The sequence below is a fragment of the Kitasatospora sp. NPDC098652 genome (assembly GCF_044760155.1).
Lineage (GTDB): Bacteria > Actinomycetota > Actinomycetes > Streptomycetales > Streptomycetaceae > Kitasatospora.
Genome location: NZ_JBIWAQ010000023.1, coordinates 83,576 through 98,259, shown reverse-complemented (window position 1 = coordinate 98,259; position 14,684 = coordinate 83,576). Strand labels below are relative to the sequence as shown.

The window sequence follows — 14,684 nt, the reverse complement described above, 5'->3', positions numbered from 1 at the left end:
CCCCTCGGGGGCGGGGAGGCACGGGCGCGTCCGGGGTGGACGTCAGCGGTCGTCCGTCAGCGGTCGTCGGCCGCTCCCGCGCCGAACCGGTCGCCCGCGAAGGGCGCCAGATCGATGCCGACGGGTTCGCCCAGCGCCAGGGCGGCCGCGCAGTCGCCCACCGCGGGGGCGAACTTGAACCCGTGCCCCGAGCAGGCCGAGGTGTGGACGATCCGCGGGTCCGCCGGCGAGCGGTCGATGATGAAGCTGCCGTCCGGGGTCAGGGTGTAGTAGCAGTAGCGCGCCCGGGGTGCCTCCGGCCGGACGCCGGTGAAGATCCGGGCCACCATCCGGGCCATCTCCTCCCGCTCCGCCGTCGAGACCTCGCGGCGTGCCAGGTCCGTCGGGTCCCCGGGCACCTGCTGGCGGTTGTGGAAGCCGATCTTGACCTCGCGGCCGCCCTCACCCCATTCGGGCACGCCGTAGACGACCTGCCCGTCGGCGCTCTCGTACAGGAAGGCGGGGAAGCCCTCGGTGCCCAGCTTCGGGTCCGCCCGGAACCAGTAGACCGGGACCCGCATCGGGCTCAGGTGCCGCGCCGGGGACGGCGTGAGCGGCCCCTTCATCCAGGGACCGGTCGCGACCACGACGGCGTCGCAGGAGAGCGTCCCGCCGGAGCGCAGCCGTACGGTCACGCCACCGGCGTCGGACCGCAGGTCCACCACCTCCTCGCCGAAGCGGATCGAGGCCCCCCGGCGGACCGCCTCGTCGACCATCGCCAGCCGGGCGCGGTTGGCCAGGACGGTGTAGGCACCGGGCTCGTACAGCGCCTTCATGTCGGCCCCGACGCCGAACCACGGGAAGCGCCCGTTGAGCTGCTCGGCGTTCCAGACCTCGTGCGCGATGCCGCCGGCCTCCGCGGTCCGCCGGCTGAGGTCCACCACGCCGCTGGACTCGGCCCCGACGAAGACCCCGCCGGTGCGCATCAGCAGGGTGTCCCCGTACGCGGCCTCCAGGTCCGTCCACCGCTCGTGGGCGCGCTCCAGCAGCGGGAGGTAGTCGGTCCCCTCCCAGTAGGCCCGGCGGAAGATCCGGGTCTCGCCGTGGGAGGAGCCGAACCGGTGCGTCGGGCCGTGGGCGTCGACGGCGAGCACCCGCGCGCCCCGTTCGGCCAGCGCCTGTGCCGCCGCCGCGCCGAACACCCCGAGGCCGATGACCAGTACGTCGCCCGTTCTCACAGCCGTACCCCCTTCTCGACCGGTGCCGCGACCGGCCCGGACTGCGGACGCGCCCTGCGGACGCGCAGCGCCGATTCGATGACGATGGAGACCAGCGACAGCCAGACCACGGCGAAACAGATCAGCGTGTTGGCGGACGGCCGCTGGTGGTACCAGACCAGCGCGACGACGAGCTGCGTGGTCGGCAGCACGTACTGCATGAACCCCGTCGCGGTCAGGCTGACCTTCTTCGCGCCGAAGGCGATCAGCCACAGCGGCGTGACGGAGACCAGGCCGCAGACCGCGAGCAGCACGAAGTCCGTGTGCCCGGCGGCCGGCCCCGGGTCGAGCGAGTAGCCCGTGGTGAGGACGGCGATCCCGATGCCGAGCGCCAGCAGGGCCGTCTCCAGGGTCAGCCCGGTGACCGGGTCGGCGGTGGTGAGCTTCTTCAGGAAGGTGTACACCCCCCAGGTCAGGCCGATCGTGACGTACACCCACCAGTCGAGTTCGGTGCTGCGCACGACGAGCAGCACGACGCCCAGCAGGCACAGCCCGAGCGCGGCCCGGCGCAGCCGTCCGAGCGGTTCGCGCATCACCAGCGTCCCGAGGACGACGGTCACCGCCGGGGCGATGAGGTAGCCGAGGCCGGTCTCGATGACCCGCCCGTGGATCGAACCCCAGATGAACGTGAGCCAGTTGACGCAGACCAGCAGCGCCGCGGTCAGGTGCACCAGCACCAGCCTCGGGGTGGCGGCCGTGCGGGCCGCGGCCCGGAACCGCCCCAGCAGCGCGAGCGCGGCGCACAGCGTCGCCAGCGACACCAGGATGCGGTAGCCGAGCAGCGTCACCGGCGGTACGTGCGCCAGGGCCCGCCAGAACAGCGAGGACGAGCCGAGGATGACGTTGGCGACCGCGATCGCGGCCAGGCCCGCCGGAGCGCCCCGGCCGCGCACGCTACCCATCCGCCCGCCTCTCCCCCTGGCGGGCCAGGCGGCATTCGACGATCTCGTACGACCAGTAGAGGGTCCCGTCGCCGGCGATGCTGAAGGCCGCGCCGTGGTGCTCCTTCCAGTGGTGGAACTCCCGGGTGAGGACCTGTCTGGAGGCGTGCCACTCCCTGGTGTACAGGAACAGCGGGAAGCTGTGCCGTTCGATCAGCCGGAACTCCAGGGGGCCGGCGCTGCCCGCCGGCCCGCCGAGTCGGCGGAGCACGTCCTGGATGCCCGTCATGGAGTTGAGGCCGACGACGGCGCGCCCGGTGTCGGTCAGGTGGTCCGGGAGGTCGCGCAGGAAGCCGAGCAGGACCTCCTCGCCGGAGAACATGGCCGACAGTTCGAGGTCGGCCAGCCCCTGCTGCCGCAGTTCGCGCCGGCAGTCCGCGGACGGGGTGCGCCAGCCGGGCGGGTTGAAGACGACGAGGTCGAACCTGCGGTCCGCGGCCGGGCTCTGGAACAGGCTGCCCGAGTCGAACCGGACGATCTGGTCGCCGAAGTTGAGCTGCTCGTTCTCCGCGGCGGTCTTCAACGCGGGGATCGACACGTCCGTCGCCACGATGTCGCGGGCGCCCAGGCTCCGCATCAGCAGGGCCAGGGCCCCGCTGCCGGTGCCCATGTCGAGGACCGAACCCTCCAGGACGGACCGGTCGAGGGTGCGCACCAGGACGTCGCCGAGGCTCAGCCCGGCGGGGCTGACCTTGAACACGCCCGGGCGGTCCTGCAGTCGGAGGCTGTGCCCGAGCCCGAAGTAGACCTCGTAGAAGTCCTCGGAATGCACCGCCGCGGTTCTGTCACCGGGATTGTGCTGCCGGATCACGCCCAGCATGATTCCCCCTCTAATGGAATTTTCGGTCGAGTTCTCGGCCGGTTCCCCGGCCGCACCGCATTCACCGGGGTGGCGGCCGCCGTGGCACGCGCATTCACCTGCCGATGCCGCCCAGTTCACGCGACCGGTCGGCGGACCGGGTCAAACCCCCCACCAGCACCTCCTGGAGCCCCAGCTCCTGGAAATGGAAGATTCCCTGTTCGGTCGTTCCCCCCGGGGTCATGACCTGCCGGCAGAGTTCCTCGGGGGAGTGCTCGGTCGAATCCAGGAGTTCCGCGGTGCCGCGCAGTACCTGGGTGGTCATCGACCGGGCCTGCGCGCGGTCGAACCCGGCGGTGACGGCGAAGTCGATGAACGCCCCGGCAATGTGCGCGACGAAGGCCGGCCCGCCGCCGCAGAGCGCGGTGGCGTCGTCGATGAGGGCCTCGTCGCGCACGGTGAGGGCCCGGCCGATCGACGACAGCAGCCGTTCGGCGGTCCGCACGTCGGCGGCCGGCACGGTGGCGCCGGGGCACAGCACGGTCATGCCCTGCGCGACCTCGGACGGCGTGTTGGGAATCGCCCGGACGACGCGGTCGGTGTGCAGCAGCGCCGCCATGGCCGCGATGCTCACCCCGGCCATCACGGAGATGACCAGGGCCCCCTCGAACGCGCCCGGTTCCTGCTCGGCCGCGAAGCCCTCGAAGGCCTGCGGCTGGATGGCCAGGATCACGGCGTCCCCGGGCTGCGGGCGGTACCGGACGACGGGTTCCAGGCCGAATTCCGTGCGCACCAGGCGCGCCCGGGATTCGGCCGTCTCCACGATTTCGAGCGGGAGGTCCGGAGATTTCCTCAGGAGTCCGGAAATGATCGCGGCGCCCATGTGCCCGGCGCCGATGACGACGACCCGGTCCACGCCGGCTGTCAGACTTTCCCCACTGGCCACATTTCCCCCACTGTCAACGGGCGTCACTTCTGGACGCACCAAGCGACGGTCATCACGAATGTGCCTTTTCGGAAGCTTCACAACACCCGCGCCAGCCTATTTATGTGATCTTGGACCGACAAGTGACCAAAGGCGGATGGACCGGACAGGTTTTACGACCGTACAAAACCTATGTCGAGGGACGGGCCGCCCCCGCCGCACCGCCCCGAGCCGCGCCTCCCCCAACGCACCTCCCCCAACGCGAAGGAGCCCGCCGTTTCCGGCGGGCTCCTGCGTGGTGCGGTCGTCGTCAGACCGCGATCACCGTGATCAGCGCGACCAGGCCGAGCAGCGTCGGGGCGATCACCCACCAGCACCAGCGGACGACCACCGGGCCGGTGGCGTCGGGTCGGCGGCCGTTGCGCTCGGCCATTCCCTGGAGGACGTCGGTCACCTGGTCGGACCAGGCCCGGGTGGGGTCCGAGGACCCCTGGACGACCGGGTTGGTCCGGGCGGCGAGGCCCAGCCCCAGGCCCGTCCGGGAGGCGTGCTCGGCGTTGCCGCGGCTCAGCGCCCGGTTGGCCCGCTTGCGCTGGCGCAGCGACACCGGGACGGCCCACACCTGGTACTTCTTCTCGCCGGACAGCAGCTCGACCGAGTACCCGGCCCGCAGCGCGTCGACCGAGGCCCAGGGGACGGTGATGGTGCGCCAGGGGTTGCGGACGACCAGGCGCCGGCTGCCGGCGAACACCGCCGGGCGCAGCGTGTAGGCGATCACCGGGAAGGCGAACACCGGCAGCGCCGCGAGCGCGACGTACGGGGTCTTGCCGGTGCCGGTCACCGCCGCGTCGCCGATCAGCCAGGCGGCGACGGCGAGCAGGAACACTCCGGAGATCACGCCGGGGACGGAGCGGTACACGCGGTCCGCGTACTCGGGTTCCCCGTCGGGGGCGGCCGGGCCCTGGTGGGGCTTGCCGTCGGATTCGGTCATGGCGTCGATTCTGCCCCATGCACCCCTCGCCGGCGGGTCTCGGTCCGGCCACGAATGGCCCCCCGGCCGGCGCCCCGCCAGCACCCCGGCCGGCACCCCGCCCTCGTCCGGGCCCCCGCCGGGCGGCCCCGCTCGGCCGAGGTCTCGGTCCGGCCACGAAAGGCGGCCGGAAAGGTGGCCGCTCTAGCGGTCGGCTACGCGCGTAGATATGCTGGTCTGGTGACTATGTCCACTGTTGCAGCCAATGCCCCCGGCGTTGCGGGCAGCGGCCTCGCGGACGTTGCGGCGTCCGAGGCCTCGCTCCGCCGCTTCCTGCACGGCCTGCCCGGCGTCGACCAGGTCGGCCTCGAAGCCCGCGCCGCGTCCCTCGGGACCCGCTCGATCAAGACCACGGCGAAGGCCCGCGCCATCGACCTGGCGATCTCCATGATCGACCTGACCACGCTGGAGGGCGCGGACACGGTCGGCAAGGTGCGCGCACTGTGCGCCAAGGGCAGGACCCCCGACCCGACCGACCCGACCACCCCGCGCGTCGCCGCCATCTGTGTCTACCCGGACATGGTCGCCACCGCGAAGGACGCCCTCCGGGGCACCGACATCCAGGTCGCCTCGGTGGCCACCGCCTTCCCGGCCGGCCGCGCCGCCCTCCCGGTCAAGCTCGCCGACACCGCCGACGCGGTGGCCGCGGGCGCCGACGAGATCGACATGGTGATCGACCGGGGCGCCTTCCTCTCCGGCCGCTACTTCGACGTCTTCAACGAGATCGTCGCCGTCAAGGAGGCGTGCAAGCGCGCCGACGGCAGCTACGCCCACCTCAAGGTGATCTTCGAGACCGGCGAGCTGCAGACCTACGACAACGTCCGCCGGGTCTCCTGGCTGGCGATGCTGGCCGGCGCCGACTTCATCAAGACCTCCACCGGCAAGGTCACCGTCAACGCGACCCCGCCGGTCACCCTGCTGATGCTGGAGGCGGTCCGCGACTTCCGCGCCGCCACCGGCGTCCAGGTCGGCGTGAAGCCGGCCGGTGGCATCAAGACCACCAAGGACGCCATGAAGTACCTGGTGATGGTCAACGAGACGCTCGGCGACGACTGGCTGACCCCGCACTGGTTCCGCTTCGGCGCCTCCAGCCTGCTCAACGACCTGCTGATGCAGCGCCAGAAGCTCGCCACCGGCCGCTACTCCGGCCCCGACTACGTGACGGTGGACTGATCACCATGGCCAAGAAGAAGAACACCGAGGAGCCCGCGGCCCAGCCGGCCGGAGGCCTCTTCACCTACGCCCCGGCCCCGGAGTCCCCCGCCGCCGCGGGCGACCTCGCGACCTCGTACGGCCACTTCATCGGCGGCGAGTTCGTCGACTCCTCCGGCAGCGAGGCCCTCAAGACGGTCAACCCGGCCACCGAGCAGGTGCTCGCCGAGTTCGCCCAGGGCACCGACGAGGACGTGGACCGCGCCGTCGCCGCCGCCCGCAAGGCCTTCGCCGACTGGTCGGCGCTGCCGGGCAGCGAGCGCGCCAAGTACCTGTTCCGGATCGCCCGGATCATCCAGGAGCGCGCCCGCGAGCTGGCCGTGCTGGAGTCGATGGACAACGGCAAGCCGATCCGCGAGACCCGCGACTTCGACATCCCGACCGTCGCCGCCTGGTTCTTCTACTACGCGGGCTGGGCGGACAAGCTGGACTACGCCGGCTTCGGCGCCAACCCGCGCCCGCTGGGCGTGGCCGGCCAGATCATCCCGTGGAACTTCCCGCTGATGATGCTGGCGTGGAAGATCGCGCCCGCGCTGGCGACCGGCAACACCGTCGTCCTCAAGCCGGCCGAGACCACCCCGCTGACCGCGCTGCGCTTCGCCGAGATCTGCCGCCAGGCCGGTCTGCCGAAGGGCGTCGTCAACATCGTCACCGGCGACGGCCGCACCGGCGCCGCGCTCACCGCGCACCCGGACGTCAACAAGGTCGCCTTCACCGGCTCCACCCCGGTCGGCCGGGCGATCGCCAAGCAGCTGGCCGGCAGCCGCAAGAAGCTGTCGCTGGAGCTGGGCGGCAAGGCCGCCAACATCGTCTTCGACGACGCGCCGATCGACCAGGCGGTCGAGGGCATCGTCAACGGCATCTTCTTCAACCAGGGCCACGTCTGCTGCGCGGGCTCCCGCCTGCTGGTCCAGGAGTCGATCCAGGACGAGCTGCTGGACGCCCTCAAGCGCCGGATGGGCACCCTGCGGGTCGGCGACCCGCTGGACAAGAACACCGACATCGGCGCGATCAACTCGGCCGCCCAGCTGGCCCGGATCACCGAGCTGACCGCGGCCGGCGAGGCCGAGGGCGCCGAGCGCTGGTCGCCGGAGTGCGAACTCCCGGGCACCGGCTTCTGGTTCAGGCCGACCCTGTTCACCGGCGTCAGCCAGGCCCACCGGATCGCCCAGGAGGAGATCTTCGGCCCGGTCCTGTCGGTGCTGACCTTCCGCACCCCCGAAGAGGCGGTCCAGAAGGCCAACAACACCCCGTACGGCCTCTCCGCCGGCATCTGGACGGAGAAGGGCTCGCGCATCCTCTGGACGGCCAACCGGCTCAAGGCGGGTGTGGTCTGGGCCAACACCTTCAACAAGTTCGACCCGACCTCGCCGTTCGGCGGTTTCAAGGAGTCGGGTTACGGCCGCGAGGGTGGCCGCCACGGTCTGGAGCCCTACCTGAATGTCGAGGCCCGAGATGTCTGACACGACCATCCAGCGTCTTGACGTCCTCAAGACCTACAAGCTGTACGTCGGCGGGAAGTTCCCGCGCTCCGAGAGCGGGCGGGTGTACGAGGTGACCGACTCAAAGGGCGAGTGGCTCGCCAACGCCCCGCTGGGCACCCGCAAGGACACCCGGGACGCCGTCCTGGCCGCCCGCGCGGCGGTCAAGGGCTGGGCCGGCACCACCGCGTACAACCGCGGCCAGGTGCTCTACCGGGTCGCCGAGATGCTGCAGGGCCGGCGCGAGCAGTTCGCCGCCGAGGTGGCGCTCTCCGAGGGCATCGGCCCGAAGAAGGCCGCCGCGCTGGTGGACGCCGCGATCGACCGCTGGGTCTGGTACGCGGGCTGGACGGACAAGATCGCCCAGATCGCGGGCGGCGCCAACCCGGTCGCCGGGCCGTACTTCAACCTCTCCACCCCGGAGCCGACCGGCGTGGTCGGGATCGTCGCCCCGCAGGCCGGGTACGGGCACTCGCTGCTCGGCCTGGTCTCGGTGATCGCCCCGGCGATCGCCACCGGCAACACGGTCGTGGTCGCGGCCGCCGCGGACGCCCCGCTGCCCGCGCTGTCCCTGGGCGAGGTGCTGGCCACCTCGGACCTCCCGGGCGGCGTGGTCAACATCATCTCGGGCCGGACCGCGGACATCGCCCCCACCCTGGCCTCGCACCAGGACGTCAACGCGCTGGACCTCACCGGCGCCATCGCCGCCGACGGCCCCGGCGCGGCGACCGCCCTGGAGGCCGCCGCCGCCGATACCCTGAAGCGGGTGGTCCGTCCGGGGCTGGACCCGTTCGCCCAGGACTGGACGGATGCGCCCGGTACCAACCGGCTACTCTCCTTCCTGGAGACCAAGACGGTCTGGCACCCGATGGGTATCTGACCCTCCGTCGGTATCGCGTCACAACTCCACAGACTGGCCGTCCCCCGTGCCCTCTCCCCCCCAGGGCCCGGACGGTCATTGGACGGACCCGCACCTCTCCCCCCCTGGTGCGGGTCCGTCGACTTTCGTCACCGCCCGCGCCGACTTTCGGCGCTCGCCGTGCGTGTGCGTCCGGACCAGAATCCCCGGTACCGACACCACCGAGGAGGCGCCGTGGGAGAGTTGATCGCCGAGCTGATGCCACTGCTCACGGACGGCTTCGTCCGCCGCTGGCACGTCGCCCGGGTCGGCCGCCGACTGGCCGCCGGGAAGGCCGTCCGAGTGCCCTGCTCCGCCCGGTCCGACCGGCCGGGCTGGCAACGCCACTACGCCAACGGCAGGTTGGACATCACCCCGGGTGCCGCCGCGGTCACCTTCCGCGCCCGCGGGGCCGGCCCGCTCGAACTGCCCACCGGGGGCACCTTCCACGAGCCCGAGCCCGACACCTGGCACTCCCAGGACTGGGCCGCCACCGGCTACCGGCCGCCCGGCGGCGGGCGCCAGGTGTACCTCCAGGTCGACAGCCGCTACCTGCCGGCGGTCCACCTCGCCCTCGCCGGCCCCGACTTCCGGCAGGCGTGACCGGCAGGCGTGACCGGAAGGTGTGATGCACAACGGTTTCGGCAACCGGCCGGGATGCGTCAGACTGGTGTCCCGTGAGTGACTCCCCCATGAACCCCGTGCCGACGGCCCACGCCCGGGTGATCCTGCTCTCCGGGCCCTCCGGATCGGGGAAGTCCTCGCTGGCCGAACGCAGCGGCCTCCCGGTGCTCCAGCTGGACGACTTCTACAAGGACGGGGACGACCCCACCCTCCCCCGGCTGCCCGACGGCGCCGTGGACTGGGACTCCCCGCTCGCCTGGCACCGCGACCAGGCCGTCGCCGCGATCCGCGCGCTGTACGAGCACGGGCGCACCGAGGTGCCGGTGTACTCGATCCCGGACAACGGCCGGATCTCCACCCGCGCCCTGGACCTGGGCGGCGCCACCGCGTTCATCGCCGAGGGCATCTTCGCCGCCGAGATCGTCACCGAGTGCACCGCCGAGGGCCTGCTCGGCGACGCCCTGTGCCTGCGCAACGGCGCGCTCACCACGGCCTGGCGCCGACTGCGCCGGGACGTCCGGGAGGGCCGCAAGTCGCTTCCGGTGCTGCTGCGCCGGGGCTTGCGGCTGATGCGGGCCGAGCGGGCCATCGTCGGACGGCAGGTCGAGCTGGGCTCGTACCCGTGTGCCGGGCCGGAGGCCGAGCGGCGGATCCGCGCCGCCGCCGGGCGGCGGGAGCTGTCCGCGGTCTGAGCCGGTCCGCGGTCTGGGTCGATCCGCTCCACCCGCGGACGAACACGACGACGGGCCCGGTGCGTCTCCCCCGCACCGGGCCCGTCGCCCCGCCGAACGGCTTCGGCTCCCCACGAGCACCGCTCCCCCGAGCCGGTGCCCCCGAACCGCAACCGTCCGCTACCCGTCCCCCGACGGGAGTCCTGTCCCCTGCTCCCCTGCTCCCCTGCTCCTTGCCGACCGCCGTCAGGCGACCAGCTCGCCGAACGCCCGGACGGTGTCGCCCGACTTGTTCAGGTGCTCGTCGTCGCGCAGCCGGCGCAGCGCGCGCCAGATGCTGCTCTTGACCGTGCCGACGCTGATCCCCAGCACGTCGGCGATCTCCGGGTCGGTCTTGCCCTCGTAGTACCGCAGCACCAGCATGGTCCGCTGGTTCTCCGGCAGCTTCGCCAGCGCCTGCCAGAGCACGGTGCGCAGCTCGGTGCCGCCCATCGCGTCGGTGTCGCCGGCCGTCTCCGGCAGCTCCTCGGTCGGGTACTCGTTGACCTTGCGGCGCCGCCAGGCGGAGATGTGCAGGTTGGTCATGGTGCGGCGGAGGTAGCCCCCGACCGCGGCCTTGTCGGTGATCCGGCCCCAGGCCCGGTAGGTGCTGAAGAGCGCGCTCTGCAGCAGGTCCTCGGCCTCGTAGCGGTCACCGGTGAGGTGGTACGCCGTGGCGTACAGGGAGGCGCGGCGCTCGCGCACGTACGCGGTGAACTCCGTGATGTGGTCCTCCGCGACGGCCGGGTGCTCCCCCTGCGCGTCTCCCTGTCCCGCCTCGGTGGTGCGGGCCGGCGCGGGGTTCAGCCGCAGCAGCGTCGCACCGGCGGCCCCGCGACCGGCCGGCTCCCCCGAGCCGACCGTGCGCAGACCGTTCTTCCTCTGGTCGCCCCCCCGGGCGTCCGTGCCCTCGACGCGGACGGGGAGGATCCCCCGCAGCGCGAGGGTGTTGCCGGAGTCGACCGCACTCCCCAGTCGGCCGATCCCGTACAGCTCCCCCGTCCTGCCGCCGCCGCTCACCCGGCGGGCGACAGGGTTTCCACCGGTGCTGTGTGCGCACCCCCGTACGGTCACGGCACCGGAGTTCTCGTCGGTCCTGATCTCGTACCGGGTCCGGTGGGTGGTCGCTGAGGAACGCGCGGTGCGGACAGCCGGGTTGGTCCGGGTCTGAAGCATGGCGTTCATCGTGCGCCCCCTTGGTTCGGTACGAGCGGTTCCTGTTGCCGCCCTCCAGCCGGCCCTTGCGGCCCGCTGTCCTGCGGCGACATGGAAAATCCTGCCCGCCGGTTGTGATGGCGCTGTCCGCCGACTGTCACAGGGGTGTCACAGGGCCGGGCCTTTCGACCCGTGCCTCCTCCCGCCGTTCCGGACGCCGGTGGGCGTCCTTCCGGTTCCCGTACGGGCGGTGACCGGTCCTGGGGGTGATTCGGCGTTCCCGGTGGGCCAAAATGGGGCCGTGCCTTTCCTCCTACTGATCGAGGACGACGACGCCATCCGGACCGGCCTCGAACTCGCCCTCACCCGCCAGGGCCACCGTGTGGCCACCGCCGCCTCCGGCGAGGACGGTCTGAGGCTCTTCAAGGAGCAGCGGCCCGACCTGATCGTGCTGGACGTCATGCTGCCCGGAATCGACGGCTTCGAGGTGTGCCGTCGGATCCGCCGTACCGACCAGCTGCCGATCATCCTGCTCACCGCCCGCTCGGACGACATCGACGTGGTGGTCGGCCTGGAGTCCGGCGCGGACGACTACGTGGTGAAACCGGTCCAGCCGCGTGTGCTGGACGCCAGGATCCGCGCCGTGCTGCGGCGCGGCGAGCGGGAGAGCTCGGACTCCTCCGCCTACGGCAGCGTGGTGATCGACCGGGCCGCGATGACCGTCACCAAGGACGGTCAGGACCTCCAGCTCACCCCGACCGAGCTGCGGCTGCTGCTGGAGCTCAGCCGCCGGCCCGGCCAGGCGCTCTCCCGTCAGCAGCTGCTGCGGCTGGTCTGGGAGCACGACTACCTCGGCGACTCCCGCCTGGTGGACGCCTGCGTGCAACGGCTGCGGGCCAAGGTCGAGGACGTGCCGTCCGCGCCGACGCTGATCCGCACCGTGCGCGGGGTCGGCTACCGGCTGGACCCGCCTGCCTGAGCCCCCGCCCACCTTCCTGAACTCCCGTACGACGACAGGCTCTTGTGACTGACCATCAGCAGACTGCCCGGCGGTTCTCGTCCGGTCCGTGGCGACGGCTGCGCTCCCTGCGGGTGCGGCTGATCGCGGTGTTCGCGGCCGTCGCGCTGCTCGCCGCCGTCTCGGCCTCCGGCATCGCGTACTGGCTGAACCGCGACGCGGTGCTCAAGCGCGCCCAGGACACCGCGCTGAACGACTTCCGGGTCTCGCTCAGCCGCAACGTCTCCGACCTTCCGCTGAACGCCAGTTGCCCGGAGCTCGCCACGCTGGCCGCCAACGTGGCGAGCTCCGGCCTGTCCTACGACGTGGTCGTGGTCGACCCGGCGCACCCCGAGTGCCCGGCCTCCTCGGCCCCGACGCACTTCACCCTGGCCGACGTCCCGGCAGCGCTGCAGTCCACCGTCGCCAAGCCGCGCGAGGTCACCGAGAGCAACCCGTACCCGTACCACCTGTACTGGCAGCGGCAGAACCTGGAGGGCCGCCCGTTCGTGATCGGCGGCACCAAGGTGCTGCCGAACGGTCCGACGGCGTACATGTTCAAGTCGCTGGAGAACGAACGGGCCGACCTCAACACCCTGGGCTGGTCGCTGGCGATCGCGACCCTGCTCGCGCTGATCGGTTCGGCCCTGCTCGCCCAGGCCGCCTCCTCGACCGTGCTGCGGCCGGTCAAGCGGCTCGGGGAGGCCGCCAAGCGGCTCGGCGAGGGCCACCTGGACACCCGGCTGGAGGTCGAGGGCTCCGACGAACTCGCCGACCTGGCCCGGACCTTCAACCGGGCCGCGGAGTCGCTGCACGAGCAGGTCGAGGAGCTGAGCGCGCGCGAGGCGCAGAGCCGACGGTTCGTCGCCGACATGTCGCACGAACTGCGCACCCCGCTGACCGCGATGACCGCGGTGACCGACATCCTGGAGGACGAGGCCGAGTCGCTGGACCCGATGATCGAGCCCGCCGTCCGACTCGTGGTGAGCGAGACCAGGCGGCTGTCCGACCTGGTCGAGAACCTGATGGAGGTCACCCGCTTCGACGCCGGCACCGCCAAGCTGGTCGCCGACGAGGTCGACGTCGCCGACCTGATCATGTCCTGCATCGACGGCCGGGCCTGGTACGACGCGGTCGAACTGGACGCCCCGCGCGGCATCCTGGCCGTGGTCGACCCGCGCCGGCTCGACGTGGTCTTCGCCAACCTGATCGGCAACGCGCTCAAGCACGGCGGCTCACCGGTGCGGGTCAAGGTCCGGCAGTCCGCGGACTCGGTCGTGGTCGAGGTCTCCGACAGCGGCCCCGGCATCCCCGAGGACGTGCTGCCGCACGTCTTCGACCGCTTCTACAAGGCCGACCGCGGGCGGGCCCGCTCGGAGGGCAGCGGCCTGGGGCTGTCCATCGCGATGGCCAACGCCCAGATCCACGGGGGGACCATCACGGCGGCGAACGGGGAGGTCGGCGCGGTGTTCACCCTGACGCTGCCGCTGACCCCGCCACCGCCGCCGTCCGCGGGCGGGGCCGAGCGCGGCCCCGCCGGCGACGCCGAGCTCAAGGACGCCACGTGACCGCCCCCACCCGTACCTCCCTGCGCCGCTCCACCCTGCGCCGCGCCGCCGGCGTACTGCTCCTGCTCGCGCTGGCCTCCGGCTGCGGCATCCGTCCGACGGCCGTACCGGTCGACGCCGGCGCGCCCGCCAGCCGGACGGCCTGCCCGAGCGCCCCGCACATACCGACCGCGCTGGCCACCCCGACCCCGCCGGCCCCGGCCGCCACCCCGGCCCGCGGCGCGGCCAGGACGAGCGTCGGCCCCTCGCCCACCCCGGTGGCGCCGGGCTCGCCGCCGCCCGACAACGTGTTCAGCGCGGTGCCGACGGCGGCGCCCTGTCGGTAGGGCCTGCTCCGGCTGGGGCGCGCCCGTCCGACCCCGTGTGACGGGAAACGGGGGCGCGTCCCGGAATGTTCAGGCCCGGTGTGGAACCGCCGCGCCACCGGCCCACGTCCTTCCCCCCGTGCAGCGAGATGGCACCAGGACACGCGACGAGCGTTCCGGCGCACGGACCGAGAACAGGCCGGCGGCGGGCGTCCACCGTCCCCTCCGGCACGCCGGACTGGCGGGCCTGGCCCTCCACCTGACGCTGGTGCTCTGGCTGGTGCTCAGACCCCTGCCGGTGGCCTGGGTGTACGACGCCAACCTGACGCCGCTGGCCTCGCTCCGCTCCTCCACCACCTGGCAGGTGATCGGCGAGTTCCTGCTGCTCGCCCCGCTCGGCGTCCTGCTGCCGCTGGCCGGCGGCCGGGTCCGGGCCCCCTGGCTGCCGTCCTTCCTGCGCACCACCGGCGTGTCCGCCCTGCTGGCGACCGGCCTGGAGTTCCTCTCCTCCTGGACGCCCGGACACGTGCTCAACGTGGACCACATACTGTTCGCCGTGCTCGGCGTGATGATCGCCCACCTCGCCCTCGTCCCCGGTCTGCGCCGCCTGCTGCGGGACCACCGGGCGGCGGCACGGGCCCGGCGGGCCGCCGTCCTGGCCGCCCCGCCGGTGGCCGCCGCCGTCACCCCGACGGTGACCATGGCGGCCGCGGCCCGTCCGCGCGCCTACGCGGGACCCACCCCGCCCGCCGGCTAGGCGCGCACCACCCGGCTAGGCGCGCA

Annotated in this window: 15 protein-coding genes; 9 read left to right on the top strand and 6 right to left on the bottom strand. The window is 72.6% G+C overall.

The features are described from left to right. Positions 1 to 56: 56 nt before the first annotated feature. The 5 genes from solA to ACIQWA_RS34455 form a co-directional block, all read right to left on the bottom strand. On the bottom strand, positions 57 to 1,217 hold the full coding sequence (solA, locus tag ACIQWA_RS34475) for an N-methyl-L-tryptophan oxidase (protein ID WP_360238023.1): 1,161 nt from the start codon (positions 1,215 to 1,217) through the stop codon (positions 57 to 59). Then, complete coding sequence (locus tag ACIQWA_RS34470; RefSeq protein WP_360238025.1) at positions 1,214 to 2,158, bottom strand: EamA family transporter; 945 nt, start codon at positions 2,156 to 2,158, stop codon at positions 1,214 to 1,216. The genes solA and ACIQWA_RS34470 overlap by 4 nt, the downstream gene beginning before the upstream one ends. Next, positions 2,151 to 3,017, bottom strand: a complete 867-nt coding sequence (locus ACIQWA_RS34465; protein ID WP_402489364.1) for a methyltransferase — start codon at positions 3,015 to 3,017, stop codon at positions 2,151 to 2,153. The genes ACIQWA_RS34470 and ACIQWA_RS34465 overlap by 8 nt, the downstream gene beginning before the upstream one ends. 94 nt (positions 3,018 to 3,111) lie before the next feature. Beyond that, complete coding sequence (gene proC / locus ACIQWA_RS34460) at positions 3,112 to 4,023, bottom strand: pyrroline-5-carboxylate reductase (protein WP_402489361.1); 912 nt, start codon at positions 4,021 to 4,023, stop codon at positions 3,112 to 3,114. Positions 4,024 to 4,231: 208 nt separating this feature from the next. Further along, complete coding sequence (locus ACIQWA_RS34455) at positions 4,232 to 4,912, bottom strand: PH domain-containing protein (RefSeq protein ID WP_402489358.1); 681 nt, start codon at positions 4,910 to 4,912, stop codon at positions 4,232 to 4,234. A gap of 225 nt (positions 4,913 to 5,137) precedes the next feature. Here ACIQWA_RS34455 and deoC point away from each other — a divergent pair, with 225 nt between their 5' ends. The 5 genes from deoC to ACIQWA_RS34430 all read left to right on the top strand — a co-directional run bounded on the left by deoC (position 5,138) and on the right by ACIQWA_RS34430 (position 9,858). Continuing rightward, a complete protein-coding gene (gene deoC, locus ACIQWA_RS34450) occupies positions 5,138 to 6,124 on the top strand; it encodes a deoxyribose-phosphate aldolase (RefSeq protein ID WP_360238036.1) in 987 nt (328 codons plus the stop codon). A 5-nt stretch (positions 6,125 to 6,129) separates the two neighbouring features. Further along, a complete protein-coding gene (locus tag ACIQWA_RS34445) occupies positions 6,130 to 7,626 on the top strand; it encodes an aldehyde dehydrogenase family protein (protein WP_402489355.1) in 1,497 nt (498 codons plus the stop codon). Beyond that, positions 7,619 to 8,524 (top strand): aldehyde dehydrogenase family protein, encoded by a 906-nt coding sequence (locus ACIQWA_RS34440; RefSeq protein WP_360238040.1) that lies wholly within the window; start codon positions 7,619 to 7,621, stop codon positions 8,522 to 8,524. The genes ACIQWA_RS34445 and ACIQWA_RS34440 overlap by 8 nt, the downstream gene beginning before the upstream one ends. Positions 8,525 to 8,737: 213 nt before the next feature. Beyond that, positions 8,738 to 9,145, top strand: a complete 408-nt coding sequence (locus tag ACIQWA_RS34435; RefSeq protein ID WP_402489352.1) for a hypothetical protein — start codon at positions 8,738 to 8,740, stop codon at positions 9,143 to 9,145. Positions 9,146 to 9,234: 89 nt separating this feature from the next. Further along, complete coding sequence (locus tag ACIQWA_RS34430) at positions 9,235 to 9,858, top strand: ATP-binding protein (protein ID WP_402489398.1); 624 nt, start codon at positions 9,235 to 9,237, stop codon at positions 9,856 to 9,858. A gap of 225 nt (positions 9,859 to 10,083) precedes the next feature. On the opposite strand, the gene ACIQWA_RS34425 is transcribed toward ACIQWA_RS34430, so the two are convergent. After that, positions 10,084 to 10,746, bottom strand: a complete 663-nt coding sequence (locus ACIQWA_RS34425; RefSeq protein ID WP_375894809.1) for a SigE family RNA polymerase sigma factor — start codon at positions 10,744 to 10,746, stop codon at positions 10,084 to 10,086. 586 nt (positions 10,747 to 11,332) lie between these two features. On the opposite strand from ACIQWA_RS34425, the gene ACIQWA_RS34420 reads away from it, so the two are divergent. From ACIQWA_RS34420 to ACIQWA_RS34405, 4 genes are all read left to right on the top strand, one after another. Then, a complete protein-coding gene (locus ACIQWA_RS34420) occupies positions 11,333 to 12,010 on the top strand; it encodes a response regulator transcription factor (protein ID WP_030257458.1) in 678 nt (225 codons plus the stop codon). A 44-nt stretch (positions 12,011 to 12,054) separates the two neighbouring features. Next, positions 12,055 to 13,596, top strand: a complete 1,542-nt coding sequence (locus ACIQWA_RS34415; RefSeq protein ID WP_360238044.1) for a HAMP domain-containing sensor histidine kinase — start codon at positions 12,055 to 12,057, stop codon at positions 13,594 to 13,596. Then, entirely contained in the window at positions 13,593 to 13,922 is a 330-nt protein-coding gene (locus ACIQWA_RS34410) for a hypothetical protein (protein ID WP_402489349.1), read from the top strand. The genes ACIQWA_RS34415 and ACIQWA_RS34410 overlap by 4 nt, the downstream gene beginning before the upstream one ends. Positions 13,923 to 14,040: 118 nt before the next feature. Beyond that, positions 14,041 to 14,658, top strand: a complete 618-nt coding sequence (locus ACIQWA_RS34405) for a VanZ family protein (protein WP_360238048.1) — start codon at positions 14,041 to 14,043, stop codon at positions 14,656 to 14,658. The last annotated feature ends 26 nt before the right edge of the window (positions 14,659 to 14,684 follow it).